This is a genomic window from Streptomyces sp. NPDC028722 (genome assembly GCF_040637655.1).
In the GTDB taxonomy this organism is placed as follows: domain Bacteria; phylum Actinomycetota; class Actinomycetes; order Streptomycetales; family Streptomycetaceae; genus Streptomyces.
Genome location: NZ_JBEZWU010000019.1, coordinates 121,431 through 148,203, shown reverse-complemented (window position 1 = coordinate 148,203; position 26,773 = coordinate 121,431). Strand labels below are relative to the sequence as shown.

The 26,773-nt window shown below is 73.4% G+C and carries 21 protein-coding genes and 2 pseudogenes; 12 read left to right on the top strand and 11 right to left on the bottom strand.

Annotation, left to right across the window (positions count from 1 at the left end; genetic code table 11):
- Positions 1-191: 191 nt before the first annotated feature.
- Positions 192-2,874 (top strand): annotated as a pseudogene (locus AB0F03_RS26340) (AAA family ATPase).
- 154 nt (positions 2,875-3,028) lie between these two features.
- Here the strand turns inward: AB0F03_RS26340 and AB0F03_RS26335 are convergent.
- Positions 3,029-3,294 (bottom strand): annotated as a pseudogene (locus AB0F03_RS26335) (carboxymuconolactone decarboxylase family protein); the annotation flags it as partial.
- Positions 3,295-3,381: 87 nt separating this feature from the next.
- Entirely contained in the window at positions 3,382-4,368 is a 987-nt protein-coding gene (locus tag AB0F03_RS26330) for a DUF3048 domain-containing protein (RefSeq protein ID WP_361996186.1), read from the bottom strand.
- A 171-nt stretch (positions 4,369-4,539) separates the two neighbouring features.
- Between AB0F03_RS26330 and AB0F03_RS26325 the strand changes: the two genes are divergently transcribed.
- Entirely contained in the window at positions 4,540-5,730 is a 1,191-nt protein-coding gene (locus AB0F03_RS26325; RefSeq protein WP_361996185.1) for a zinc-dependent alcohol dehydrogenase, read from the top strand.
- A 14-nt stretch (positions 5,731-5,744) separates the two neighbouring features.
- Here the strand turns inward: AB0F03_RS26325 and AB0F03_RS26320 are convergent, their stop codons facing one another.
- A complete protein-coding gene (locus tag AB0F03_RS26320; RefSeq protein WP_361996183.1) occupies positions 5,745-6,821 on the bottom strand; it encodes an ATP-dependent DNA ligase in 1,077 nt (358 codons plus the stop codon).
- A 74-nt stretch (positions 6,822-6,895) separates the two neighbouring features.
- Between AB0F03_RS26320 and ligD the strand changes: the two genes are divergently transcribed.
- Both ligD and AB0F03_RS26310 read left to right on the top strand, forming a co-directional pair.
- The gene (ligD, locus tag AB0F03_RS26315; RefSeq protein WP_361996181.1) at positions 6,896-7,915 is read left to right on the top strand and encodes a non-homologous end-joining DNA ligase; all 1,020 of its coding nucleotides are present in this window, start codon (positions 6,896-6,898) and stop codon (positions 7,913-7,915) included.
- Between the two features lie 126 nt (positions 7,916-8,041).
- A complete protein-coding gene (locus tag AB0F03_RS26310; protein ID WP_361996179.1) occupies positions 8,042-9,136 on the top strand; it encodes a LacI family DNA-binding transcriptional regulator in 1,095 nt (364 codons plus the stop codon).
- A 76-nt stretch (positions 9,137-9,212) separates the two neighbouring features.
- Here AB0F03_RS26310 and AB0F03_RS26305 read toward each other — a convergent pair whose 3' ends face one another.
- Entirely contained in the window at positions 9,213-10,004 is a 792-nt protein-coding gene (locus AB0F03_RS26305; RefSeq protein WP_361996177.1) for a VOC family protein, read from the bottom strand.
- A gap of 326 nt (positions 10,005-10,330) precedes the next feature.
- Here AB0F03_RS26305 and AB0F03_RS26300 point away from each other — a divergent pair, with 326 nt between their 5' ends.
- Positions 10,331-10,576, top strand: coding sequence for a WhiB family transcriptional regulator (locus AB0F03_RS26300; RefSeq protein WP_356820306.1), 246 nt, complete (start codon positions 10,331-10,333; stop codon positions 10,574-10,576).
- Positions 10,577-10,629: 53 nt separating this feature from the next.
- On the opposite strand, the gene AB0F03_RS26295 is transcribed toward AB0F03_RS26300, so the two are convergent.
- The 4 genes from AB0F03_RS26295 to AB0F03_RS26280 form a co-directional block, all read right to left on the bottom strand.
- The gene (locus tag AB0F03_RS26295; protein ID WP_361996175.1) at positions 10,630-11,604 is read right to left on the bottom strand and encodes an acyl-ACP desaturase; all 975 of its coding nucleotides are present in this window, start codon (positions 11,602-11,604) and stop codon (positions 10,630-10,632) included.
- 218 nt (positions 11,605-11,822) lie between these two features.
- Positions 11,823-12,599 (bottom strand): dimethylargininase, encoded by a 777-nt coding sequence (ddaH, locus tag AB0F03_RS26290; protein ID WP_361996173.1) that lies wholly within the window; start codon positions 12,597-12,599, stop codon positions 11,823-11,825.
- 145 nt (positions 12,600-12,744) lie between these two features.
- Complete coding sequence (locus AB0F03_RS26285) at positions 12,745-14,370, bottom strand: ABC-F family ATP-binding cassette domain-containing protein (protein ID WP_361996172.1); 1,626 nt, start codon at positions 14,368-14,370, stop codon at positions 12,745-12,747.
- A 309-nt stretch (positions 14,371-14,679) separates the two neighbouring features.
- Complete coding sequence (locus AB0F03_RS26280; RefSeq protein WP_361996171.1) at positions 14,680-15,096, bottom strand: SsgA family sporulation/cell division regulator; 417 nt, start codon at positions 15,094-15,096, stop codon at positions 14,680-14,682.
- Between the two features lie 241 nt (positions 15,097-15,337).
- Between AB0F03_RS26280 and AB0F03_RS26275 the strand changes: the two genes are divergently transcribed.
- Both AB0F03_RS26275 and AB0F03_RS26270 read left to right on the top strand, forming a co-directional pair.
- Positions 15,338-16,501 carry an oxidoreductase gene (locus tag AB0F03_RS26275; protein WP_361996169.1) on the top strand — a complete coding sequence of 388 codons (1,164 nt, stop codon included), beginning with the start codon at positions 15,338-15,340 and terminating at the stop codon, positions 16,499-16,501.
- Between the two features lie 55 nt (positions 16,502-16,556).
- The gene (locus AB0F03_RS26270) at positions 16,557-16,895 is read left to right on the top strand and encodes a plasmid stabilization protein (RefSeq protein WP_361996168.1); all 339 of its coding nucleotides are present in this window, start codon (positions 16,557-16,559) and stop codon (positions 16,893-16,895) included.
- A 10-nt stretch (positions 16,896-16,905) separates the two neighbouring features.
- Here AB0F03_RS26270 and AB0F03_RS26265 read toward each other — a convergent pair whose 3' ends face one another.
- Positions 16,906-17,202: a YciI family protein gene (locus tag AB0F03_RS26265; RefSeq protein WP_361996166.1), complete on the bottom strand. Its 297-nt coding sequence runs from the start codon at positions 17,200-17,202 to the stop codon at positions 16,906-16,908.
- Positions 17,203-17,262: 60 nt separating this feature from the next.
- On the opposite strand from AB0F03_RS26265, the gene AB0F03_RS26260 reads away from it, so the two are divergent.
- A complete protein-coding gene (locus tag AB0F03_RS26260; protein ID WP_361996164.1) occupies positions 17,263-18,012 on the top strand; it encodes an endonuclease V in 750 nt (249 codons plus the stop codon).
- Here AB0F03_RS26260 and AB0F03_RS26255 read toward each other — a convergent pair.
- Positions 18,009-19,187 (bottom strand): saccharopine dehydrogenase NADP-binding domain-containing protein, encoded by a 1,179-nt coding sequence (locus AB0F03_RS26255; RefSeq protein ID WP_361996162.1) that lies wholly within the window; start codon positions 19,185-19,187, stop codon positions 18,009-18,011. The genes AB0F03_RS26260 and AB0F03_RS26255 overlap by 4 nt on opposite strands.
- A 303-nt stretch (positions 19,188-19,490) precedes the next feature.
- On the opposite strand from AB0F03_RS26255, the gene AB0F03_RS26250 reads away from it, so the two are divergent.
- From AB0F03_RS26250 to AB0F03_RS26240, 3 genes are read left to right on the top strand one after another with little or no spacing between them, the layout of a single operon-like run.
- Entirely contained in the window at positions 19,491-20,648 is a 1,158-nt protein-coding gene (locus tag AB0F03_RS26250) for a CaiB/BaiF CoA-transferase family protein (RefSeq protein ID WP_361996161.1), read from the top strand.
- Between the two features lie 42 nt (positions 20,649-20,690).
- A complete protein-coding gene (locus tag AB0F03_RS26245; RefSeq protein ID WP_361996159.1) occupies positions 20,691-21,905 on the top strand; it encodes an acetyl-CoA C-acetyltransferase in 1,215 nt (404 codons plus the stop codon).
- A gap of 41 nt (positions 21,906-21,946) precedes the next feature.
- Positions 21,947-24,124 (top strand): 3-hydroxyacyl-CoA dehydrogenase NAD-binding domain-containing protein, encoded by a 2,178-nt coding sequence (locus AB0F03_RS26240; protein WP_361996157.1) that lies wholly within the window; start codon positions 21,947-21,949, stop codon positions 24,122-24,124.
- A 68-nt stretch (positions 24,125-24,192) separates the two neighbouring features.
- On the opposite strand, the gene AB0F03_RS26235 is transcribed toward AB0F03_RS26240, so the two are convergent.
- A complete protein-coding gene (locus tag AB0F03_RS26235) occupies positions 24,193-24,969 on the bottom strand; it encodes a MerR family transcriptional regulator (RefSeq protein WP_361996155.1) in 777 nt (258 codons plus the stop codon).
- A 254-nt stretch (positions 24,970-25,223) separates the two neighbouring features.
- On the opposite strand from AB0F03_RS26235, the gene AB0F03_RS26230 reads away from it, so the two are divergent.
- Positions 25,224-26,699 (top strand): amino acid permease, encoded by a 1,476-nt coding sequence (locus tag AB0F03_RS26230; protein ID WP_361996153.1) that lies wholly within the window; start codon positions 25,224-25,226, stop codon positions 26,697-26,699.
- Positions 26,700-26,773: the final 74 nt, after the last annotated feature.

Here is a 26,773-nt window from a genome sequence, read left to right as displayed (position 1 = left end):
CCGCGCCTCCCCGGCGCCCCAAACCCGGGTGTTGACGCCCCGTCCGCTGGTCCGGGCGGGGTCGGGCGTCGCCGGCCCGCGCCCCCGTTCACCCGGCGGGGCAGTACCTGCCGGGACCGGCCACCACGCACCCCACCGGACGGCTACGCTCGTGCTCCGTACGTCGTTCGGGCGACCTGGGGAGGTAACGGATGACGGAGGGACGGCCGTCGGCGGCCGGCTCGGCTCCCCTGTGGGAGCGGGACGCCGAGATCGCCACCGTCGTACAGGCGCTCGACGTGCTCTGCGCCGACCGGTCGTCCGCGGGCAGCCTGCTGGTGTTCCGGGGCGACGCGGGACTCGGCAAGACCGCGCTGCTGGCCGAGACCCGCCGCATCGCCGAACGCCGCGGCTGCACGGTCTGGTCCGCGCGCGGCGCCGAGACCCTGAGGTCCGTGCCGTTCAACGTGGTACGGCAGCTGCTCCAGCCCGCACTGCTGTCCTTGCTGCCCGAGGAGGCCCGCGAGTACCTCGGCGACTGGTACGACATCGCCGGCCCCGCCCTCGGCATAACCGACCCGCGGGAGGGCAACGCCGACCCGCAGTACGTCTGCGACGGACTCGTCGCGGCGGTACGCCGGCTGGCCCGCCGCGAATGGCCGCTCGTCCTGCTCCTCGACGACGCCCACTGGGCCGACCAGGAGACCCTGCGCTGGCTCGCCGCGTTCGCCCAACGCCTGGACGACCTGTCCGTCCTCGTCGTGGTCGCCCGCCGCCCGGACGGGACCGACGGGGACGGCGCCCGCCACCTCGACGCGGTGGCCGCCGCGGGCCGCCCCGTCAGCAATCTCAGAAGCCTCACCCCGGACGCCACCGCCGGCCTCACCCGCGCCACCCTCGGCCGGCAGGCCGACGACGCGTTCTGCCGCGAGGTGTGGGCCGTCACCGACGGCAACCCCTACGGACACCGTCGAACTCCTCGCCAAGGTGCGGGACAGCGAACTCCAGCCGGTCGAGGCACAGGCCGGGGAACTGCGCGCCCTCAACCGCGGCGCCCGCGGCGGCGGACTCGTCGACCGGCTCAAGGCGCTCGGCCTGGAGGCCACCCGGTTCGCCTGGGCCGCCGCCATCCTCGGCACCGGCATCACCGTCGACATGGTCGCCCGCCTCGCCACCATGACCGACGACGTCGCCCGGCACAGCGCCGAACTCCTCTGCAACGCCCGCATCCTCACGCCGCCCGACCCGGCAGGCGGCACCGAACACGACGGCGGCGAGCTGGAGTTCGTCCACCCGCTCATCGCCTCCGCCGTCTACCGGTCCATCCCGCCCGGCGTGTGCACCGCCATGCACGGGGTCGCCGCCCAGATCATCACCGAACTGGGCCGCGGCGCCGCCGAGGCCGCCCGGCACCTGCTGAAGGTGCACCCGGACGACGACGAGGAACTCGTCCAGCAACTGCGCGACGCCGCCCGCGAGCACCTCGCCGTCGGCGCGCCCGACGCGGCCCGCCGCTGCCTCGAACGCGCCCTGCGGGAACCGCCCCTCCCCGAGGTCCACGCGCACGTCCTGTACGAACTGGGCTGCGCCACCCTCCTGACCAGCCCCGCCGTCACCATCGGCCATCTCCGGAGCGCGCTCGGCATGCGCGGCCTGGACGGGACCGAGCGGGTCGACGCCGTCGTCCGCCTCTCCCAGGCGCTGCTCCACAACGACCAGCTGGAGGAGGCCGTCCGCACGGTCGAGACCGAGGCCGCCCGGCACGACGCGGGCCCCGTGCGGATGCGGCTCCAGGCCTTCCAGTTCATGTGGGAGGGCATCCACGGCGAGACCGTCTCCCCGGCCCGCTCCCGGCGCCTGGCCGAGCTGGCCGGCACCTGCACCGGCCGCGACAACGCCGAACGCGCCCTGCTCATCCTGCGCGGCTTCGACGCGATGACCCACGGCGAGAGCGCCGAGGAGGTCGTCGCCCTGTGCGACCGCGCCCTGGTCAACGGCCGCCTCGCGCCCGGCCTCGGCTGGACCGACCCCGCGTGGGGCATGGAGCTGCTGATGATGCTCGGCAGCGCGTACGCCTACGCCGACCGGCTGGACCGCGCCGAGAGCCTGTTCACCGAGGCCCGGCGTGTCTACACCACGGCCGGCTGGCGCGGCGGCCACCTCTCCCTGGCCAACGCCTTCCTCGGCCTCGCCTATCGCAGACAGGGCAGGCTGCGCGACGCCGAGTCCGCCCTGCGCGAGGCCCTGACCCTCGCCGAACGCGTCGGCCGGCGCCTGCCGCTGTACTGGTCGGCCGTCTGCGGGCTGGTCGACACCCTGCTGGCCCGGGGCCGGGTCGCGGAGGCCTGGTCGATCGCCGAACAGTACGGCTTCGCGCCGCCGTACCCGTCCACGATCGTGCTGCCCGACATCCGCTCCGTGCGCGGCCGGCTGCTGCTCGCCGTCGGCCGCACCGAGGACGGCGTCGACGAACTGGAGGCCGCCGAGAAGACCGCCGCCTCCCGCGGCGGCCACAACCCCGTCCTTGCACCCTGGTCCGTCGACCTCGCCAAGGCCCTCGCCGGCCAGGACCCGGCTCGGGCCGCCCGGCTCGCGGCCGACGCCCGCCGGCAGGCCGAGCGGTTCGGCACCGACACCGCGATCGGCGAGGCCCTGCGCTGCGCCGCCGCCCTGGCGACGGGCCGGGAGGCGGTACGGCTCGCCGCCCGGGCCGTCACCTACCTGGAGGCCTCGCCCTGCCAGTACGAGCACGCGGCGGCCCGGATCGAGTACGGCATCGTGGCCCGCTCGGCCGCGGAGCTCGACCGGGGCCTGGACCTCGCCCGAGCCTGCGGCGCGGAGGGCCTGACGGCCCAGGCCCGCGAGGCCCTGGAATCGGGACACATCCTCCCCTGACCCGCCGACCGAGCCACCGTCCACGACGCCCACCGGCCGACCGCGGGCTTCCGGCCGACCGAGGCTTCCGGTCGCCCCCGAGCGCGGCCGGGGCCGCTGGACCGGCCCGGGCGGGCGGCGGCCGGCGGGGGTGCGGCCGGAGGGTCGGCGGTCCTCAGAGACTCTGCTCCTCGCTGAGGACCCGTTGGGCCGTCGCGAAGGCCGCGTTGGCGGCCGGGACTCCGCAGTGGACGGCGGTCCGGAGCAGCACCGCGCCGATCTCCTCCGGGGTCGGCCCGTTGCGCCGGGCCGCCCGGACGTGCAGGGCCAGCTCGTCCAGGTGCCGGTGGGCGGCCAGCGCGGTCAGTGTGATCAGATCATGCTGCGTTCGCGGCGGGAGAGCGTCGGGTCGGTCCCGATCTCCCCCCAGGCGTAGCGGGAGCCCGGCCGAGCCACTCGCCGCCCAGGGCTGAGCCCACCTCGCACTGCCGGGCCCTCGTACTGCCGGGCCCTCGTACTGCCGGGCCCTCACGACGCCGGTACGAACACCACCCAGACCTGCCCGGTGGCGAAGTCCAGCGGGCTGCCGTCCGCCGCCGTGAACGCCGTACCGGCCGCCGCCGACGGCCTCGACCAGCGGGCGTCGAAGGACCGCCCGTCCCGCAGTACCTCCGCCCGCCCGGACCCCACCGTCTCGGTGTACGGCGTGTGGTTGCCGAGCGCGTCGTGGTAGCGCGAGGTACGGATCCGCACGTGCTGCACGACCACCGTGGCCGGCGCCGGGCCGCCGCGGCCGGCCGTCCCGGTCGGGGTGCCGTCCATGGCCACCAGCCAGCCCCCGCGCCCGGCCGACCAGGTGAAGGTGAACCGGGCGGCGGGGTAGCGCACGGTCCGCGAGGGCGCGGGGGTGCCGCCGGAAGGGGCCGGGCCGTAGCGGAAGCCCGTGGTCAGGGCCGTACCGCCGGGGGCGGAGGGCAGCAGGGCGGCCGGGCGGAGACAGAGGTTGTGCGGGGCGGCCCTGCCGGTGTCGCGACGGTAGGCGCCGGGGGCCTCGTCGGGCGGCTCGGCCCGCAGCGGGGCCCGGGCGATCAGCGGCAGCAGTCTGTGCTGGGCGCCCGAGAAGGCGAGGACCGGCATGCGGAACTGGCGCAGCAGCTCCAGATCGGACTCGCGGGCGCTGCGCACGGGGCCGACGGTCCGCGGGAGCCGGGTCGCGTAGACCGCCATCAGCCGGCTCAGACCGCCCTCCACCTGTTCCACGTACACCAGGTCCGCCGCCTCCAGCCCGGTCTGCGGGCGGGCCGCGGGCACGTTGTCGATCTTCACGGCGAGCGGGGAACCCGCCACCGCCGGCGTGGTCGGCGTGGTCGGCGCCGGGGTGCGGCGCGGGGCGCGACGGTCGTCGTCCCGGCCGTGGCCGGTGCAGCCCGCCGCGAGCGAGGCCGACAGCGCGACGGCCAGCAGCGCGGCCGTCGGTGCCGTGCGCCGCCGACACGCCCCGCCTCTCGTGTCCACCGTGGGCCCCCCGTCCGTCCTGTCCGATTGTGCGCTCATCGGTCCACGGCCGGCCATACCCGGCCGCCCACGGGAACGGGCCGGGATTCGCCAACAGCGGCGCGGGTACCCGCCCGGCACCGCACACGGGACGCAGGACGCAGCCACACGCGACCAAGGGAGTGCGACCGCATGAAGGCAGTCACCTGGCAGGGCAAGCGCGACGTACGGGTCGAGGACGTGCCCGACCCGAGGATCGAGGAACCCACGGACGCCGTCATCCGGGTCACGTCGACCGGACTGTGCGGTTCGGACCTGCACCTGTACGAGGTGCTGACCCCGTTCATGACCCCGGGGGACATCCTCGGCCACGAACCCATGGGCATCGTCGAGGAGGTCGGTCCCGAGGTGACCGACCTGCGGCCCGGCGACCGGGTCGTGGTGCCCTTCCAGATCGCCTGCGGGCACTGCTTCATGTGCGACACCGGGCTGCCCACCCAGTGCGAGACCACCCAGGTCACCGGCGAGGGCATGGGCGCCGCCCTGTTCGGCTACACCCGCCTGTACGGTGCCGTCCCCGGCGGCCAGGCCGAGTATCTCCGGGTGCCGCAGGCGCAGTTCGGGCCCATCAAGGTGCCCGAGGGCCCGTCGGACGACCGGTTCGTCTACCTCTCCGACGTGCTGCCCACCGCCTGGCAGGCCGTCGAGTACGCCGCCGTCCCGCCCGGCGGCACCCTGGCGGTCCTCGGCCTCGGCCCCATCGGCGACATGGCCTGCCGCATCGCCATGGCACGCGGCGCCGAGCGGGTGTTCGGCGTCGACCTCGTGCCCGAGCGCCTCGCCCGGGCGAAGCGCCGGGGCGTGGAGACGTACGACATCAGGGCCTTCGACAACGAGAAGGCGCTCGTCCACGCCATCCAGGACGAGACCGGCGGCCGGGGCCCCGACGCCGTGATCGACGCCGTCGGCACCGAGGCGCACGGCAGCGCCGCCGCCAAACTCGCCCAGCAGGCCACCGCGCTGATGCCGCGCAGGATCAGCGCCCCGCTCGCCGAACGCTTCAGCATCGACCGGCTCGCTGCCCTCTACATGGCCATCGACCTGGTCCGTCGCGGCGGCACCATCTCCCTCAGCGGTGTCTACGGCGGCATGGCCGACCCGATGCCGATGCTCACCCTCTTCGACAAGCAGATCCAGCTGCGCATGGGACAGGCCAACGTCCGCCGCTGGAGCGACCAGATCATGCCCTACCTGACGGACGAGGACCCGCTCGGCGTGGACGACTTCGCCACGCACCGGGTGCCGCTCTCGGAGGCCCCGCACGCGTACGAGATGTTCCAGCGCAAGCAGGACGGCGCCGTCAAGATCCTCATGCAGCCGTAGCGCGCGGCCCCGGCTCAGCCGCGGTCCTTCTCGCCGAGGATCTCCGCCAGGTCGTAGCGCACCGGCTCCTCCAGCTGGGCGTAGGTGCAGCTCTCCGGCGTACGGTCCGGCCGCCAGCGGCGGAACCGGGCCGTGTGCCGGAACCGCGGCCCGTGCTCCATGTGGTCGTACGCCACCTCGGCCACCCGGTCGGGGCGCAGCGGCACCCACGACAGGTCCTTCTTGCCGGACCAGCGGCTCGGCGCGCCCGGCAGCCGGGCGGCCTCGTGCGCGGCCTCGTCCGCCCAGGCCGCCCAGGGGTGCGCGGACACGTCGTCCATGCGCAACGGCTCAAGCTCCTCGACCAGTTCCGCGCGGGTGCGCATCGGGAACGCGGCCGACACGCCCACGTGCTGGAGCCGGCCCCGGTCGTCGTACAGCCCGAGCAGCAGCGAGCCGACCACCGGGCCACTCTTGTGGAAGCGGTACCCGGCCACCACGACGTCCGCCGTCCGCTCGTGCTTGATCTTGAACATGGCCCGCTGGTCCTGGAGATAGCGCAGGGTGAGCGGCTTGGCGACGACCCCGTCGAGACCGGCGCCCTCGAACTGCTCGAACCACTGCCGGGCCACCTCGATGTCGGTCGTCGCCGGCGCCAGGTGCACCGGCGGGGCCGCCCCGGCCAGCGCCCGGTCCAGCAGGGCGCGACGGTCGGTCAGCTCCATGTCGAGCAGGGCGTGGTCGTCCAGGGCCAGCAGGTCGAAGGCGACGAAGGACGCCGGCGTCCGCTCCGCGAGCATCCGCACCCGGGACGCCGCCGGATGGATCCGCTCGGTCAGCGCGTCGAAGTCCAGCCGGCCGTTCCGCGCGATCACGATCTCCCCGTCGATCACGCACCGCTCGGGCAGCCGCTCCTTCAGCGCCGCGACCAGCTCCGGGAAATACCTGGTCAGCGGCTTCCCGGTACGGCTGCCCAGCTCCACCTCGGCGCCGTCCCGGAACACGATCGAACGGAACCCGTCCCACTTCGCCTCGTAGTGCATACCCGGCGGGATCTTCGCCACCGACTTGGCGAGCATGGGCTTCACGGGTGGCATGACGGGCAGATCCATGATTTAGATTCTGCGCGTATACGTCCCGGTCCGCCCGGTATGCGCGCCGTGCGGAGTGCGCCTACCGTGGCCGCATGGGCGACGCGGTGGAACTCGAGGTGGGCGGCCGGACGGTACGGCTGTCCAGCCCGGACAAGGTGTTCTTCCCGGAGCGGGGCTTCACGAAGCTGGACCTCGCCCGCTACTACGCGGCCGTCGCCCCCGGCATCCTGCGCGCCCTGTGCAACCGCCCCACCACCCTGGAGCGCTACCCGGACGGCGTCGGCGGTGAGTGGTTCTACCAGAAGCGGGCCCCCAAGGGCATGCCCGACTGGATCCCGACCGCCCACATCACCTTCCCCAGCGGGCGCAGCGCCGACGAGATGTGCCCCACCGAGGAGGCCGCCGTGGTGTGGGCCGCCCAGTACGGCACCCTCACCTTCCACCCCTGGCCGGTGCGCGCCACCGACGTCGACCATCCCGACGAACTCCGCATCGACCTCGACCCGCAGCCCGGCACCGACTACGACGACGCGGTCCGCGCCGCCCACGAACTGCGAGCCGTCCTGGAGGAGTTCGGCGGGCTGCGCGGCTGGCCGAAGACCTCCGGCGGCCGGGGCCTGCACGTCTTCGTGCCGATCGAGCCCCGCTGGACCTTCACCCAGGTGCGCCGCGCCGCGATCGCGGTCGGCCGGGAGATGGAACGCCGGATGCCCGACCAGGTGACCATCAGATGGTGGAAGGAGGAGCGCGGACGCCGGATCTTCCTGGACTACAACCAGACGGCCCGCGACCGCACCATCGCCTCCGCCTACTCCGTGCGCCCCCGCCCGCACGCCCCCGTCTCCGCGCCCCTGCGCTGGGAGGAGGTCGGCGTCGCCCACCCCCGCGACTTCGACCTCGCCACCATGCCGGCCCGGTTCGCCGAGGTCGGCGACGTGCACGCCGGCATGGACGACCACGCCTACTCCCTGGACGCGCTGCTCGACCTCGCCCGCCGGGACGAACACGACCACGGCCTGGGCGATCTGCCGTATCCGCCGGAGTACCCGAAGATGCCCGGCGAACCGAAACGCGTCCAGCCGAGCCGGGCCCGCCCCGAGCCGACGTCCTGACGGGGACAGCGTGCGTACCCACGGTGTACGCCCGCTCCCACCTGCCCGGCCGAGCCCCTGACGGCACCGGCCGGGCCGGCGCCCCGCGGCTATCCTGATCGGCAACCGCCGATGAGGAGTCCCGAAGTGACCGAGGCAGTGTCGCGCCCCACGCTGGAGGCCGTGGCCGCGCGAGCCGGCGTCTCCCGGGCCACCGTGTCCCGAGTGGTCAACGGCGGTGACGGGGTCCGCAAGCCGCTCGCCGAGCGGGTGAGGCGGGCCGTGGAGGAACTGGGGTACGTCCCCAACCAGGCGGCGCGCAGCCTCGTCACCCGCCGGCACGACGCCGTCGCCGTCGTCATCGCCGAACCCGAGGCCCGGGTCTTCGCCGACCCCTTCTTCGCCCTCCAGTTGCGCGGCATCAGCAAGGAACTGACCGCCCACGACAACCAGCTCGTGCTGCTGCTCACCGAGGGCCGCGACGACCACGCCCGCGTGGCGCGGTACCTCGCCGGCGGCCATGTCGACGGCGCGCTCGTCTTCTCCCTCCACCTGGACGACCCGCTGCCCGGCCTCATCCACGACGCCGGCGTGCCCACCGTGTTCGGCGGCCGGCCTCACCGGGGCGAGAACAGCCGGGCGCAGGACCCGGGTGCCGCGTACGTCGACTGCGACAACCGCGGCGGGGCCCGCACGGCCGTACGGCATCTCGTGGACCTCGGCCGCCGGCGCATCGCGCACATCACCGGCGCGCTGGACCAGACGTCGGCGGTGGACCGCTTCGACGGCTACCGGGACGTCATGGCCGGCGTCCCGGGTGGGAACGACCCTTCGCTGGTCGTGGAGAGCGACTTCACCCCGGCGGGCGGGGAACGCGCGATGCGGGAACTCCTCGGCCGCCGCCCGGACGTGGACGCCGTGTTCGCCGCCAACGACCTCTCCGCGCTCGGCGCCCTGCGGGTGCTGCGGGAGAGCGGCCGGCGCGTGCCCGAGGACGTGGCGGTGGTCGGTTTCGACGACGTGATGCCGGTGGCCGAGCAGGCCGACCCACCGCTGACGACCGTCCGCCAGGACATCGAGGAGATGGGCCGCCTGATGGCCCGCCTCCTGCTCCAGGGCCTGACCGGCGACCGCGACGACCCGGCCGCGGAGGACCACCCGCGGCCCCCTGCCGGCGCCCCGGACACGACGCCGGCGGGCGTCATCCTCCCGACGACCCTGATACGCCGCGCCTCGGCGTGACCCCCGGCCCGGCCGATACGCCGGAGCCCGACGTGGCCCGGCGGAGCACGGGGTCGGGCCGGGCCACGGCAGGGCGTCAGGTCTGCGGGGAAGCGCTTCTGATCACGGCGAAGCGGGCGCCGTAGGGGTCGGCGAGTTTGGTCATGCGGCCCACACCGTCCACCGTCGTCGGCGGCATCCGCACCGTCCCGCCGAGCCGCTCCGCCCGGTCGGCCACGGCGTCGGGGTCCTCCACCTCGAAGTACGGCAGCCAGTGCGGGCCGTCCTCCGCCTCGGCGGGGGCATCGGCCAGCGGCACCACCCCGCCGAACATCGCGTCCTCCCCGGCGCCGGCCGGGTTGACGCAGGTGTACGTCCCGCCCGGGAAGGGCACCGCGTAGGTCTCCAGGCCGAGCACCGGATGGTAGAAGGCCGCCGCCGCCGCGATGTCCCGGGTGTACAGCTCGACCCAGCACAGCGCGCCCGGCTCGTTCGCCGCGTCCACGCCCTTGGTCCGTCCGGGCTGCCAGATCCCGAACGGCACGCCCGCCTGGTCGGCGAGGACCGCCATGCGGCCCTCGCCCATCACGTCGGTCGGCGGGACCAGCACACGGCCGTGGGCCCGTTCGGCCGCCTCGGCGGTGGCCTGCGCGTCCTCGCTGCGGAAGTACACCGTCCAGGCCGGCGGGCCCTGTTCCGGACCGCTGCGCATGCCGCCCGCGACGGTCTTCCCGTCCCGCTGGAAGAAGCCGTACCCGCCGGCTTCCGGACCCGCCGACCGGAACCGCCAGCCGAGGAGGGCGCCGTAGAAGGAGGCGGCGCCGTCGATGTCGGGGGTGCCCACGTCGATCCAGTTCGGGGCGCCGTTGACGAAACGGGTCGTGAGCATGCGTGCCCTCCTCGGAAGGGGTCCCGTCCTGTGCACTGCCGAGTCTGGCACCGACCACTGACAATCGCCGCCGGAGCACCGCACCGCGCCGGACCCCGGTCCGCGGCACACCGGTTTTCCCACGTGCCTCCGCGCGCCGCCGTGCGCGCGCCGGGCCGGAGGGAGCAGCATCGGGGCGACGGGAGTGGGGCGGGGGGACGGGAGCGGGGCGGGGGGACGGGAGCGGCGTCGGAACGACGGCAGCGGTGGCGGGCGCGCCGGGCGGCCGGGGACGCCGTTGAGCCGGCGTTGATCGAACGTTTTTCGGCGTACGGCACGCTCCTGGCATGCACTCCGAAACCATCACCCCGGCCGACGACACCTGGCAGGCGCAGGCCCTGTGCGCGCAGACCGGGCCCGACTTCTTCTTCCCCGAACCCGGCAGTTCGGTGCGCGACGCGAAGCGCATCTGCGCCATGTGCGAGCTGCGCCCGGCCTGCCTGGACTACGCGCTGGCCAACGACGAGCGCTTCGGCGTCTGGGGCGGCCTGTCGGAGAAGGAACGTCTCGCCCTGCGGCGCACCGCCCGCTGACGCCGCCCCGGGCGCGGGGCGGCCGGCCGTCCACCCGCCCCGCACGCGGGCTGTCAGCCTGCGGCGCGCGCCGCCATCCGGGCCTTGCGCGCGGCGAGCTTCTCGTCGAACTTCGAGGCCTCCGCGTCCAGCCCGCCCAGGAACAGACCCAGTTCCTCCTGCGCCTTCAGTCCCTCGGGGCCGAGGCCGTCGATCTCCAGGACCTTCAGGAAGCGCAGCACCGGCTGGAGCACGTCGTCGTGGTGGATGCGCAGGTTGTAGACCTCGCCGATCGCCATCTGCGCGGCGGCCCGCTCGAAGCCGGGGATGCCGTGGCCGGGCATGCGGAAGTTCACGACGACGTCCCGGACCGCCTCCATGGTCAGGTCGGGCGCCAGCTCGAACGCCGCCTTCAGCAGGTTGCGGTAGAAGACCATGTGCAGGTTCTCGTCGGTCGCGATCCGGGCCAGCATGCGGTCGCAGACCGGGTCGCCGGACTGGTGACCGGTGTTGCGGTGCGAGATCCGGGTGGCCAGCTCCTGGAAGGCGACGTACGCGATCGAGTGCAGCATCGAGTGCCGGTTGTCGGACTCGAAGCCCTCGCTCATGTGGGACATGCGGAACTGCTCCAGCTGGTCCGGGTCGACCGCGCGCGAGGTGAGCAGGTAGTCGCGCATCACGATGCCGTGGCGGCCCTCCTCGGCCGTCCAGCGGTGCACCCAGGTGCCCCAGGCGCCGTCGCGGCCGAAGAGCGAGGCGATCTCGTGGTGGTAGCTGGGCAGGTTGTCCTCGGTCAGCAGGTTGACGACGAGGGCGATCCGGCCGATGTCCGTGACCTTGGACTGCTCCTTCTGCCACGCCTGCCCGTCCTCGAACAGGCCCGGGAAGTTGCGTCCGTCGCTCCACGGCACGTACTCGTGCGGCATCCAGTCCTTGGCGACTTTCAGATGCCGGTTCAGTTCGGTCTCGACCACTTCCTCCAGCGCGTGGAGCAGCCGCGCGTCGGTCCAGGAGGACGGGCTGCCGAGTCGGGGGGAGGTGATCGTCACGGGAACTCCAGGGGGACGCCGAACAGGGGGAGGGGGACCCGGCGAGCGGTGCCGGGACCTACGAAATCGTAGGCTACGAAACCGTAGGTTACGAAGCCGTAGGTTAAGGGTGCCGTAAAGGAACCGCTGATCAGCCTAGGGACTACCCCGTGCGGGGTGTACGCGGCAGCCCCGGGACCCGCAGGTCCCGGGGCTGCCGGAGGCAGGGGGGCACCCGGTCAGGCGTACAGCTCCCGCAGGCGCACCGAGAGGCAGGTCACACACCCCTCCAGCTTCTCGAACTCGCTGATGTCCACCGTGACCACGTCGTGGCCGAGGTCGGTCAGCAGCTCCGCCGTCCGCGGGGCGCTCGCCGCCATGAGCAGTTTCCCGCCACCGAGGACCACCACGTGCGCCCCGGCCTCCTCGGGCACCGACAGGAAACCCGGGAACAGCGACGGCCGGTCCACCCTGGGGATGTGCCCGATCACCGTGCCGTCGGGCAGCGCGGTCACGGCCGACTTCAGGTGCAGCACCTTGCTCACGGGTACGGCCACCACCCGGGCGCCCAGCGGTTCGAAGGCCGCCCGCAGCTGCTGCACGCCGGCGGCGTTGGTCCGCCCGCCCCGGCCCACGTACACCGTGTCGCCGACCTTCAGGACGTCGCCGCCGTCCAGCGTGCCCGGGCCCCAGATCCAGTTCACCGAGCAGCCGAGACGGGCCACCGCCTCCTCGACGCCGGCGGTCTCCGCCAGCCGGGACGCGGCTCCGGGCCGGGTGATCAACGCCACGTTCCGGTACATGACCACGGTGTCCTCGACGAACACCGAGTCGGGGCAGTCGTCGGCCGGTTCCACCTCGATGGTCTCCCAGCCGTTCGCGCGCAGTGCCTCGACGTAGGCCTCCCACTGCTCGGTGGCGAGCCCCACGTCGACCTTCTCCCGCTCGATGTGCGTCACCAGGCCGTCGGCGAGGCGGGGGCCGGGGCGGCGGACGAGGGCCTTCTTGCTGGGCACGACGGGCCTTTCGGGTCTATCGGTCGACGGTGCGGTGTTCCGGTGCCGGCGAGACGGCACCGGTCCGCCATCATGCAGGGCACCGCGGCCGGCACAAAACTCCCGCCGGCGGCCGCGGCCGTCGCGGGCCCGCCGTCCGGGCCGGTCAGGCCGGGTCGCCGAGCGCCCCGGGTGTCGTCTCCTTCAGCTGTCCTCCTTCCATCAGCAGCCACCGTGTGATCCCGATCGACTCCAGGAACGGCAGGTCGTGGCCGGCCACGATCAGCGCGCCCTCGTACGACTCCAGGGCCGAGGTCAGCTGCCGGACGCTGGCCAGGTCGAGGTTGTTGGTCGGCTCGTCGAGCAGCAGCAGCTGGGGCGCGGGCTCGGCGAGCAGCAGCGCGGCCAGGGCCGCCCGGAACCGCTCACCACCCGACAGGGTGCCCGCCGTCCGGTCGGCCTGCGCGCCCCGGAACAGGAAGCGGGCCAGCCGCGCCCGGACCCGGTTGCGGGTGGCGTCCGGCGCGAACCGGGCCACGTTCTCGGCCACCGTCAGGTCGTCGTCCAGCACGTCCAGCCGCTGGGGCAGGAAGCGCAGCGGCACGTGCGCCGTCGCCGTGCCGGCCAGCGGCGCCAGCTCCCCGGCGACGGTCCGCAGCAGCGTCGTCTTGCCGGCGCCGTTGCGGCCGACGAGCGCGATCCGCTCCGGGCCGCGCAGGTCGAGCACGCCCTCCACGCGCGCGTGGTGGACCGTGCGCAGGTTCTCCAGGGTGAGCACCTGCCGCCCGGGCGGTACGGCCGTGCGGGGCAGGTCGACGCGGATCTCGTCGTCGTCCCGTACGGCCTCCGCCGCCTCGTCCAGGCGTTCCCGGGCCCCGGCGAGCCGTTCCTCGTGCAGCAGGCGGTGCTTGCCCGCGGACTCCTGGGCGGAGCGTTTGCGCGCACCCATGACGATCTTCGGTTCGCGTTTGGAGTCCCACATCTTCTGCCCGTAGCGCTTGCGCCGGGCCAGCTTGACCTGGGCGTCGGACAGTTCGCGCCGCTGCTTGCGCACATCGGCCTCGGCGACGCGCATCATCCGCTCGGCCGCCTCCTGCTCGACGGCCAGCGCCTCCTCGTAGGCCGAGAAGTTGCCGCCGTACCAGGTGACCTCCCCGGAGCGCAGCTCCGCGATCCGGTCGACCAGGTCGAGCAGTTCCCGGTCGTGGCTGACCACGACCAGGACCCCCGGCCAGGAGGCGACGGCCTGGTACAGCCGGCGGCGCGCGTACAGGTCGAGATTGTTGGTGGGCTCGTCCAGCAGCAGGACGTCGGGGCGGCGCAGCAGCAGCGCGGCGAGCCGCAGCAGCACCGACTCGCCGCCGGACACCTCGCCGACGGTCCGGTCCAGACCGATGTGGCCGAGGCCGAGTTCGCCGAGGGCGGCCAGGGCGCGCTCCTCGACGTCCCAGTCGTCACCGAGGGCCTCGAAGTGCTCCTCGGTGGCGTCGCCCGCCTCGATGGCGTGCAGCGCGGCGCGCCGGCCGGCGATGCCGAGGGCTTCGTCGACGCGGAGCGCGGTGTCCAGGGTGACGTTCTGCGGCAGGTAGCCGGTCTCGCCGGCCGCCTTGACGGTGCCTTCGGCCGGGGTCAGTTCGCCGGCCAGCAGTTTCAGCAGGGTGGACTTCCCTGATCCGTTGGCGCCGACGAGCCCGGTGCGGCCGGGGCCGAAGGCGAGGTCGAGGCCGTCGAGGACGGTGGTGCCGTCCGGCCAGGCGAAGGACAGGGACGTACAGGTGAGGGAAGCGGACATGGGCGCCTCGTTACGGTGCGAACGGTCGGTCGGACACGTGTCGAGACACCGCGAGGCGGAGACCGAAGGGCCTGGGAGCACAGGAGACCACGAGAGAAGGCCTGTGCCAGGGACGGACGGCTCGGACGCCGAGGTCGTACGCCGCGCACACCTCACCGGTGCGACGCGGTGTCTCGGGACCTCAGACGAGCAACGTCCTTCTCCTATCGGCGGCAACAGAACCGCTCTACACGGTAGGAGGGGGCCGGAGGGGTGTCAACGGGAATTACCGTGCCGCCCCGGCACGCGCGCGTGGCGCGCGGAACGCCGCTAGCAGGCGTCCCGCATCAGCTCGGCCAGGTCGTGGTCGAGGTCGAACTGGAGGTGTTCACGGCCGGCGGGCACCAGGGCGTCGGCCGACTCCAGGAACCGCCGGATCTCACCGGAGCGCACGTGGACGATGGCGGTGCCCTCGGGGGCGTGGAACTCCAGCACCGTGCGGTCGTACCCGTACGGCCGCACCCGGACGTCGCCGTGGCCCTGCGGTTCCGTCAGCCCGGCCGTCAGCAGCTCCCGGGAGAACGTCCAGCACACCTCGACACCCTCCAGGGTCGCCGGGGCGGGGAACGTCATGCGGACGGCGAACGGGTCACGCCGGTCGTAGCGCAGCGTGGCGGGGATGCTCGGCATGCGCGGTGCGGCGGCGACGAGGCGGGCCTCTACGGGCTGCTCGATGACGGTGGACAACGCCTTGCTCCCTCGTGACGGCTGGACTGCCTCCGGACGTGTGACACCCGGCACCACAAGAGACGAAGGAAACGGCCGTTGCGTGCACACGGGGAACGAGTGACCTCGGTCACCGTCTTTCATGCACGGGGACCGGCCAGGTGTTCGTGATCACTTCCCGGTGTGCCCGCCGCGTGCCGGCGCGGGAGAGACCGGATGGGCCTCTGGACGGCGCCGGTGCGGTGGGCTAGCTTCGCCCGCCATGAGGCGCTTGGGGAGCACGCGACGCGGGGGACGGGCGAGCAGACTGCTGGCGGTGGGGGTGGCGTGCGGGGCGGCGCTGGCCGCGCTGACGGTCCCGGCGGCCGGGGCCCGGCCGCTCGAACGGGCGGGCCTCACGCCGGCGGGCGCCGGGCGGCCGGGACCCGGGCCGGGCGGCGCGGACCCGGCGGACGCGCACTGGGCGCTCAAGGACCCCGGCACGCCGCAGGTCCGCTTCCGGGGCCTCGCGGCCGTCAGCCGGCGCACCGCCTGGCTGGCCGGCACCGGCGGCACGGTGCTGCGCACCACGGACGGCGGCGCCGGCTGGCGAAACGTCTCTCCACCGGGCGCGGACGCACTCCAGTTCCGGGACGTCGAGGCATTCGACGCGCGGCGCGCGGTGGTGCTGGCCATCGGGGAGGGCGAGGCCTCCCGCGTCTACCGCACCGACGACGGCGGAACCACCTGGACGGAGTCCTTCCGCAACACCGACCCGAAGGCCTTCTACGACTGCCTCGCCTTCTCCGACCCCCGCCACGGCCTCGCCCTGAGCGATCCGGTCGACGGGAGGTTCCGGCTCCTGTCCACCGCCGACGGCGGCCGTACCTGGCGCGTACTGCCCCCCGACGGCATGCCGGCCGCCCTGGACGGCGAGGCGGGCTTCGCCGCCAGCGGGCAGTGCCTGGTCACCTCCGGCCCGAAGGACGTCTGGCTGGCCACCGGGGGCGGCGCCCACGCGCGCGTGCTGCACTCCACCGACCGCGGACTGACCTGGACGGCCGCCGACACGCCGGTCCCGGCGGGCGATCCGGCCAAGGGCGTGTTCGCGCTCGCCTTCCGCGACCGTACCCACGGCATCGCGGTCGGCGGCGACTACCGTCCCGACCGGCCCTCACCGCACGGCGCCGCGGTCACCGCCGACGGCGGCCGGACCTGGCGGCCCGCCACGGCCCCGCCACCCGCCTACCGCTCCGGTGCCGCCTGGCTCCCGCACAGCCGCGGCACCGCGCTGGCCGTCGGCCCGGCCGGCACCGACCTGACCACCGACGGCGGGCGCGGCTGGCGCACGATCGACACCGGGTCGTACGACACCGTGGACTGCGCGCCCGACCTGGGCTGCTGGGCGGCCGGCGAGCAGGGCAGGGTGGCCCGGCTGGAACGCTGACGTAGGTGAGCGCAAGGCGGGTACCCGTGCCCTGCCGCAAAGGAAAGGAGCGATCATGCCAGCCGGTTCCAGCCCCAAGCGTGAGCGTCAGTACGAGCACATCAAGGACAGCGCCCAGGACCGGGGCGAGAGCGAGGGACGCGCCAAGGAGATCGCCGCGCGGACGGTGAACAAGGAACGCGCGCGGTCGGGTGAGTCGAAGACCGCCAGCCGCAGCTCCACGCAGGACAAGTCGTCCGGCGAGCGGGGCGGGCAGCGGTCGGGCAACCGGTCCGGCTCGCACGGACCGACCCGCGACCAGCTCTACAACGAGGCGAAGCAGCGCGGCATCGAAGGCCGCTCGAACATGAACAAGGACGAGCTCCAGCGCGCGCTCGACTCGAAGAAGGGCTGAGCCGCCGGGCTCAGCCGAGCGTCTGCCGGTGGTGCGCCAGCTCCGGAACCGTCTTCGTGGCGAGGAACTCCGTGACGCGGTAGGCGCACACACCGGCGACGGTGAACGGGTCGCCCGCGACGAGTTCCTCGATGCGGGCGCGATCCTCCGCGACGGCCAGGATCACCCCTCCGTCGCGGGGGTTCTTGCGTCCGGAGGCCAGGAAGAAGCCCTTCTCGTACTGCTCCTCCAGCCAGGCCACATGGTCCGGCAGGACGGCGTCCACGGCATCGAGCGGCGCGGTGTAGGTCAGCTCCAGTACGAACATGATCGCGAGCCTACCCCCGGCGGACCGGCGCCCCGCGGCGGGCCCGTACAGTCGCCCACCATGACGATCGTCGGCGTACCCGCGGGCTGGCCCGCGACCGAGGAAGAGGCCCGTGCCGTACAGGACGGGCTGCGCGGGCGGGTGGTCCTCGACGAGCCGGGACCGCCGCCGGGTACGGGCCGGGTCACGGGCGTCGACGTCGCCTACGACGACGGCCTGGACCTCGTCGCGGCGGCGGCCGTCGTGCTGGACGCCGCGACCCTGGAGGTCGTCGCCGAGGCGACGGCCGTGGGCCGCGTCTCCTTCCCGTACGTGCCGGGGCTCCTCGCCTTCCGCGAGATCCCGACCGTGCGGGCCGCCCTTGACCGGCTGCCGTGCCCGCCCGGCCTGGTGGTCTGCGACGGCTACGGGGTGGCCCATCCGCGCCGCTTCGGCCTGGCGAGCCATCTCGGCGTGCTCACGGACCTGGCGACCATCGGTGTCGCCAAGAACCCGTTCACCTTCACCTACGACGACCCGGCACCGGCGCGGGGCAGCTCCGCACCGCTGCTCGACGGGGCCGAGGAGGTCGGGCGCGCCCTGCGCACCCGGGACGGCGTCAAGCCGGTGTTCGTCTCGGCCGGCCACCGGGTGAGCCTCGGCACCGCCCTGGCACACACCCTGGCGCTCACCCCGCGCTACCGGCTGCCCGAGACCACGCGCCGGGCGGACGCCCTGTGCCGGCAGGCCCTGCGGGAAGCCGTCACGGCCTTTCCTCCGGATCACGCCGGTTCCGGACGGCCGCGGCAGGATCAGGGCGACAGGCGCTAGCGTTCCGCCGCCACCCGGAAGGTGATTCCGGCGGCGCGCAGCCGCTCGGTCAGGGCGTCGCCCATCGCCTCGGCCGTGGTGACCTGTCCGGACGTCGGCGGCAGGTCGTCGAAGGCCAGGCTCAGAGCCGCCTCGGCGAACATCTTCGCCGTCTCGTCGTAGCCGGGGTCGCCGCCCGCGACCTCCGTGAACACGCGGCGCCCGCCGCCCTCGCCGACGAACCGCACCCGGAACCAGCTCTTCGCCCGCTTCTGCGCGCTGGGTCCGTCGCCCGGCCGGAGCCGGTCCGACAGCCAGCGGCGGGCGGGCGGCAGCTGGGCCGTCGCGGTCAGCGCGGCGACGGCGGCGACCGAGCCGAGGGCGACCGGCAGGCGCCGGACGGCGGCGTAGTGCCGGTAGCGGAAGTCCGGGCCGTACCGCTCCAGCGCCCGCGCCGAACGGCGCACGATCTGCGGGTCGATGGTCGGCAGCGGCAGCGCCCACGCGCCGACCTCGCCGGCGAACCTCGGCACGCCCGTCGGCGCCGTCACCCGGCGGCCCGGCAGCCGCGGCTCGTACCGGGCCCGCTCACGGGCGGCGCCCAGCATGTGCCGTCCCCGGGCCAGCTGGTTCAGCGCCGAGGCGAGGGTGCCGCCGGAGAAGGCGGCGTCGGCCGTCACATAGCCGTCCACGGTCAGCGGGACTCCCTCCGGCAGCTGCCGGACCGTGAAGTACGCGCCGAGATCGTGCGGTACGGAGTCGAACCCGCAGGCGTGCACGAGACGCGCGCCCGTCTCACGCGCGCGTGCGTCGTGCCGGACGTACATCAGGTCGACGAACTCCGGCTCTCCGGTGAGGTCCAGGTAGTCGGCCCCCGTGTCGGCGCAGGCGGCGACGAGTTCCTCGCCGTGCAGCACGTAGGGTCCCACGGTCGTGGCGACCACGCGCGCGTGCTCGGCGAGGGCGCGCAGGGTGGCCGGTTCGGTGACGTCGGCCCGCAGCACACCGGGGCCCGCGTCGCCGGGCAGCTGTTCGCGCAGTTCCTCCAGCCTGCGTTCGTCGCGGCCGGCGATGGCCCAGCGCAGGTCCTCCGGCGCGTGCGCGGCGAGATACCGGGCCGTGAGCGTGCCGACGAAGCCCGTGGCTCCGAAGAGCACGAGGTCGTAGGGACGGTCTGTCCTGTTCAGCCTGCTCATGACACCCCTCGGTTCGTGCGGCCCGTCGCGCAGCCCGCGCCGCTGTCGGTGGCTGAGGCTAGCGTGAGGTGTGCGCAGTCCGACACGTCACCCGGAGGAAGCGATGGCGGTGGCCGGTAATGCCCTGCGGAGCCCCCGCGCCGGAGAGGCGTCGGGGGGCGCGTCACTCTCCCGGGTGAGGAGTGAACGGGACGGGCACTCGGCTAAGCGCTTGCTCGTTCAGGTCTTGTGCCCGGTGGAGCGCGTTCTTAGCATCATCGGTGTTACATCAGTTGTGTCACACACGCTCCGGGAGCTGGTCGCATGACAACGGCAGGGACGCCGACGCCGGGCGCCGGCCCGCTCCACGGTGTGCGCGTGGTCGAGCTGGCCGGCATCGGACCGGGCCCGTTCGCCGCCATGCTGCTGGCCGATCTGGGCGCCGACGTGGTCCGGGTGGACCGCCCGGGCGGCCCCGGCCTCGCCATCGACCCCGCGTACGACGTCACCAACCGCAACAAGCGCTCGGTCATGGTCGACCTGAAGGCACCGGACGGTCCCGCACGCGTCCTGGACCTCGCCGAGCGGGCCGACATCCTCGTCGAGGGCTACCGCCCGGGCGTCGCCGAGCGGCTCGGCATCGGCCCCGGGGACTGCCACGCCCGCAACCCCCGGCTGGTCTACGGCCGCATGACCGGCTGGGGCCAGGACGGCCCCCTCGCCCGGCGCGCGGGCCACGACATCGCCTACATCGCGCTCACCGGCACGCTCGGCATGACCGGCCGCCCCGGCGAACCCCCGGCCGCCCCCGCCAACCTCCTCGGGGACTACGCGGGCGGCTCCCTGTACCTCGTCATCGGCGTCCTCGCCGCCCTGCACCACGCGCGCGCGACCGGCACCGGTCAGGTGGTCGACGCCGCCATCGTCGACGGCACGGCCCACCTCTCCACGATGATCCACGGCATGCTCGCTTCCGGCGCCTGGCAGGACCGGCGCGCCGCCAACCTGCTGGACGGCGGCTGCCCCTACTACGGCACCTACGAGACCGCCGACGGCGGCCACATGGCGGTCGGCGCCCTGGAGGAGAAGTTCTACGACGAGTTCCTGCGCCTGCTCGGCCTGGACGACCTGGCACCCGCCCGCACGGACCCGGCCCGCTGGAACGAGCTGCGCGAACGGATCGCCGCCCGCTTCGGTTCCCGTACCCGGGCCGAGTGGACCGCCGTCTTCGAGGGCTCCGACGCCTGTGTGGCACCCGTACTGACACTGCGCGAGGCCCCGCACCACCCGCACCTGGCCGCCCGCGGCACCTTCACCGACCACGACGGCATCACCCAGCCCGCCCCCGCGCCCCGATTCTCCGCGACGCCCACCACCGTCCGCGGCGGCCCCGCCCGGCCCGGCGCGGACACGGAGACGGTCGCCCGGGACTGGGGCATACCCGCACGCCCGACCGACGACCTGGTCACCGACGGCGGCTGACCCCGCCCACCCGCTCGGCCCACCCTCCCGAAAGGCACACCAGTGAGCACCGAAGCGTACGTGTACGACGCGATCCGCACCCCGCGCGGGCGCGGCAAGGCGAACGGCGCCCTGCACGGCACGAAGCCCATCGACCTGGTCGTCCGCCTCATCCACGAGATCCGCGACCGCTTCCCGGGCCTGGACCCGGCCGCGATCGACGACATCGTGCTCGGTGTCGTCGGACCCGTCGGCGACCAGGGCGCCGACATCGCCCGGATCGCCGCCATCGCCGCCGGACTGCCGGACACGGTCGCGGGCGTGCAGGAGAACCGCTTCTGTGCCTCCGGCCTGGAGTCCGTGAACCTGGCCGCCGCCAAGATCCGCTCCGGCTGGGAGGACCTGGTCCTCGCGGGCGGTGTCGAGTCCATGTCCCGCGTCCCGATGGCCTCCGACGGCGGCGCCTGGTTCAACGACCCGATGACCAACCTCGCCGTCAACTTCGTCCCCCAGGGCATCAGCGCCGACCTGATCGCCACCATCGAGGGCTTCTCCCGCCGGGACGTCGACGAGTACGCGGCCCTGTCCCAGGAGCGCGCCGCCACCGCCTGGAAGGAAGGGCGCTTCGACCGCTCGGTCGTGCCCGTCAGGGACCGCAACGGCCTGGTCGTCCTCGACCACGACGAGCACATGCGCCCCGGCACCACCGCCGACTCCCTCGCCAGGCTGAAGCCGTCCTTCGCGGACATCGGCGAACTGGGCGGCTTCGACGCGGTCGCGCTCCAGAAGTACCACCAGGTGGAGACGATCGACCACGTCCACCACGCGGGCAACTCCTCCGGCATCGTGGACGGCGCCTCGCTCGTCGCGGTCGGCTCCAGGGAGGTCGGCGAGCGCCACGGCCTGACCCCCCGCGCCCGGATCGTCTCCGCGGCCGTCTCCGGCTCCGAGCCCACCATCATGCTCACCGGCCCCGCCCCCGCCACCCGCAAGGCCCTGGCCAAGGCCGGCCTCACCATCGACGACATCGACCTGGTCGAGATCAACGAGGCGTTCGCCGCGGTCGTGCTGCGCTTCGTGCGGGACATGGGCCTGTCCCTGGACAAGGTCAACGTCAACGGCGGCGCCATCGCCCTCGGCCACCCGCTCGGCGCGACCGGCGCGATGATCCTCGGCTCGCTCATCGACGAACTGGAGCGCCAGGACAAGCGCTACGGCCTCGCCACGCTCTGCGTGGGCGGCGGCATGGGCGTCGCCACCATCGTCGAGCGCATCTGAACTCCCTGCGGAAACAAGCGACTTCAACGGAGACGACTGTCATGACCGAGAGCACCACCATCCGCTGGGAGCAGGACGACACCGGTGTCGTCACCCTCGTCCTGGACGACCCGAACCAGTCCGCGAACACCATGAACCAGGCCTTCCGGGCCTCCGTCACGGCGGTCGCCGCGCGCGCGGAGGCCGAGAAGGACTCCATCCGCGGCATCATCTACACCTCCGCCAAGAAGACCTTCTTCGCCGGCGGCGACCTCAAGGACATGATCAAGGCCCGCCCCGAGGACGCCCAGCGGGTCTTCGACACCGCGACCGAGATCAAGAACGCGCTGCGCCGCATCGAGACCCTCGGCAAGCCGGTCGTCGCCGCCATCAACGGCGCGGCCCTCGGCGGCGGCTACGAGATCGCGCTCGCCTCCCACCACCGCATCGCCCTGGACGCCCCCGGCTCCCGGATCGGCCTGCCCGAGGTCACCCTCGGCCTGCTGCCCGCGGGCGGCGGCGTCACCCGTACGGTACGGCTGATGGGCATCACGGACGCACTGCTGAAGGTGCTGCTCCAGGGCACCCAGTACACCCCCCGGCGCGCCCAGGAGAACGGCCTCGTCCACGAGGTGGCCGCGAGCGAGGAGGAGATGCTCGCCAAGGCCCGCGCCTTCATCGACGCCCATCCCGAGTCGCACCAGCCCTGGGACGTCCCCGGTCACAAGATCCCCGGCGGCACCCCGGCCCACCCCAAGTTCGCCGCCAACCTGCCCGCGTTCCCCGCCAGCCTGCGCAAGCAGACGGGCGGCGCCCCCTATCCGGCCCCGCGCAACATCATGGCCGCCGCCGTCGAGGGCTCCCAGGTCGACTTCGAGACCGCGATCACCATCGAGACCCGCTACTTCACCGAGCTGGTCACCGGGCAGACCGCGAAGAACATGATCCAGGCGTTCTTCTTCGACCTCCAGGCGGTCAACTCCGGCGTCAGCCGCCCCCAGGGCATCGAGCCCCGCCCGGTCCGCAAGGTCGCCGTCCTCGGCGCCGGCATGATGGGCGCCGGCATCGCGTACTCGTGCGCCCGCGCCGGCATCGACGTCCTGCTGAAGGACGTCTCCCTGGAAGCGGCCGTCAAGGGCAAGGGCTACTCCGAGAAGCTGTGCGCCAAGGCCGTCGCCAAGGGCCGTACCAGCCAGGAGAAGGCGGACGCGCTGCTCGCCCGGATCACGCCCACCGCCGACGTGGCCGACCTCGCGGGCTGCGACGCGGTCATCGAGGCCGTCTTCGAGGACACCGCCCTCAAGCACAAGGTGTTCCAGGAGACCGAGTCCGTCGTCGCCCCCGACGCGCTGCTGTGCTCCAACACCTCCACGCTGCCCATCACCACCCTCGCCGAGGGCGTCGAGCGCCAGGCCGACTTCATCGGGCTGCACTTCTTCTCGCCGGTCGACAAGATGCCGCTGGTCGAGATCATCAAGGGGGAGCGCACCGGCGAGGAGGCCATCGCGCGCGCCTTCGACCTGGTCCGGCAGATCAACAAGACGCCGATCGTCGTCAACGACTCGCGCGGCTTCTTCACCTCCCGGGTGATCGGCCATTTCATCCACGAGGGCGTCGCCATGGTCGGCGAGGGAATCGAGCCCGCCTCCGTCGAGCAGGCCGCCGCCCAGGCCGGTTACCCGGCCAAGGTGCTGTCCCTCATGGACGAGCTGACCCTCACCCTCCCGCGCAAGATCCGCGAGGAGACCCGGCGGGCCGTGGAGGAGGCGGGCGGCACCTGGACGGCGCACCCGGCGGAGGCGGTCATCGACCGCATGGTCGACGAGTTCGGCCGCCCCGGCCGCAGCGGCGGCGCCGGGTTCTACGACTACACCGAGGACGGCAAGCGGGCCGGACTGTGGCCCGGCCTGCGCGAGCACTTCACCACGGCCGGGTACGAGATCCCGTTCCGGGACATGCAGGAACGCATGCTCTTCGCCGAGGCCCTCGACACCGTACGCCTCCTGGAGGAGGGCGTCCTGATCTCCGTCGCCGACGCCAACATCGGCTCGATCCTGGGCATCGGCTTCCCCGGCTGGACCGGTGGCGTCCTTCAGTACATCAACGGCTACGAAGGCGGCCTGCCCGGGTTCGTCGCCCGCGCGCGCGAGCTGGCCGAGCGCTACGGCGAGCGGTTCACCCCGCCCGCGCTGCTCGTGACGAAGGCCGAGCAGGGGGAGACCTTCACCGACGCCCGCTGACCCGCTGACCCGCTGGCCTGCGGGCCTGCCGACCCGCAGGCCCGCAGGCGCGGCGCGCCCCCGCCTCCTCAGCCCCGCCCGTTCCCGTCGTCCTGCCCGTCCTGCCCGTCCTCCCTGTCCTCGCCGCTCTCCTGGGAATCGCTCAGCCAGCCGCGCAGCTCCTGCCGCAGGGAGCGCTGGAACGTGGTGAGCAGCGCCTGCACCACCAGCGGGTGCATGTGGGCCGTCAGCGACTTCACGTCCTGAGCGGCCAGCTCGGACACCGCCTCGCGCAGCAGCCGGGACAGCTCCCGCGCCGCCGCGCGCGAGTGCTCCAGCAGCACCTCCCGGGCCGCGAGGACCACGTCCTGGGACAGCGGTACGTCGAGCAGCTCGACGCCCAGCCGCAGGAGTCCCGCGTCGACCCGGTAGCCACCGTCCTCGGACGTGACCACGTCCAGGGCGGCAAGACGGTCCACGTCCGCGTCGCTCAGCTCCCGTCCCGCGAGCCGGCTCAGTTCCTCCCGCGTCACCGTCTCCACCGTGTCCGGCGCCCAGGAGGCCACCACCGCACGGTGGATGGCGAGGTCCTGCGCGCTCAGGTCCGGCGGCAGCCGGCGCAGATGCCGTTCGATCGCCGACAGCGTCATGCCCTGCCGTTGCAGCTCGTCGATCAGGGCGAGACGCGCCAGGTGCTCCGGTCCGTAGTGCCCGACCCGGCGCGGACCGAGCGCCGGAGGAGGCAGCAGTCCTCTCGTGCCGTAGAAGCGGACGGTACGGACGGTGACGCCCGCCCGGGCGGCCAGCTCGTCGATCGTCAGCGTGGGCCCGCCCCGATCCGTCTGCTCCGTGGTCTCGGTCGTCATGTGCAGCAGTATCGCTGTCCCACCAACGCTGTAACACCTCACGCGCCGCGGTGAAACGCCCCGTGACGTCTGCTTTCCCGGGCTTCGGGCCTGTGAGAAAGGACGCTATGTGACGTGGGTCACCGCGTGCCGACGGAACCCTCTGGAAAGCTGCTGTCTTGGTCTGTGCCGCGACACACCAGGGTGGTGCGGGCCAGGACCTGCACGAACCCCGGCCCACGAGGTCCGGGCGCACCAGGAAGTGAAAACCACCCGTGAGCAGCAAGGACGCCGTGGACATAGCACAGGCCGCCGACCGTCCCGAGGTGGCCCGGACGCCCGCGGACGCGGGCGACGCCGGTTACAGCAAGGGACTCAAGGCCCGCCACGTCAACATGATCGCCATCGGTGGCGCCATCGGCACCGGTCTGTTCCTGGGCGCCGGCGGTCGCCTGCACAACGCGGGCCCGGCGCTCGCCCTGGCCTATCTGGTCTGCGGCATCTTCGCCTTCTTCGTCGTCCGGGCCCTCGGCGAGCTGGTCCTGTACCGCCCGTCGTCCGGTTCCTTCGTGTCGTACGCGCGCGAGTTCCTCGGCGAGAAGGGCGCCTACGTCGCCGGCTGGATGTACTTCCTGAACTGGTCGACCACCGGTATCGCCGACATCACCGCGATCGCGCTCTACGCGCACTACTGGAGCATGTTCACCTCCGTCCCCCAGTGGGTGCTGGCGCTGATCGCCCTCGCGGTGGTCCTCGCCGTGAACCTGATCTCGGTGAAGATCTTCGGTGAGATGGAGTTCTGGTTCGCGATCATCAAGGTCGCCACCCTCGTGGGCTTCATGCTCATCGGCATCTTCCTGCTGGCCACCCAGCACGACGTGGACGGCACCAAGCCCGGCCTCAGCGTGATCGCCGACCACGGCGGCGTCTTCCCGCACGGCCTGATGCCGGTCGTCCTCGTCATGCAGGGCGTGATCTTCGCCTACGCCGCCCTGGAACTGGTCGGTGTGGCCGCCGGCGAGACCGCCGAGCCGGAGAAGATCGTCCCGCGCGCGGTGAACTCGATCATGTGGCGCGTGGGCCTGTTCTACGTCGGCTCGGTCGTCCTGCTCGCGCTGCTGCTGCCCGGCTCGGTGTACTCCGCCGACCAGAGCCCGTTCGTGACCGTGCTGTCCAAGATCGGCATCCCGGCGGCCGGTGACGTGATGAACCTGGTGGTGCTGACCGCCGCCATGTCCTCGCTCAACTCCGGGCTGTACTCCACCGGCCGCATCCTGCGCTCCATGGCCACGGCCGGCTCCGCCCCGAAGTTCACCGCCCGCATGAACCGCAGCCAGGTCCCCTACGGCGGCATCCTGCTGACCTGCGCGGTCTGCGTCCTCGGCGTCGTCCTGAACTACCGGCTGCCCGACCAGGCCTTCGAGATCGTGCTGAACGTCGCCTCCCTCGGCATCATCAGCACCTGGGTGATCATCATGATCTGTCACGTGGTCTTCGTCCGCCGCGCCCGCGCCGGGCAGGTGACGCGGCCGCACTTCCAGCTGAAGTTCACCCCGGTCACCGAGATCGCCACGATCACCTTCCTCATGGTCTGCCTCGGTCTGATGTGGAACGACCCCGAGGTGGGCCGCAAGACCCTGCTGCTCATTCCGGTGATCGCCGTCATGCTGGTCGCCGGCTGGTTCGGCGTCCGCCGCCGGGTGGCCCGGAACACCGGCCGGGACACGACGGACGCCCCGGCCGCGAAGTAGCCGTCCGGCGGCCGGCCGGCCGGCCGGACAGCGGCGGCGGCCCCGCCCGCGTCGGTGGGCCGACACCCACGGCG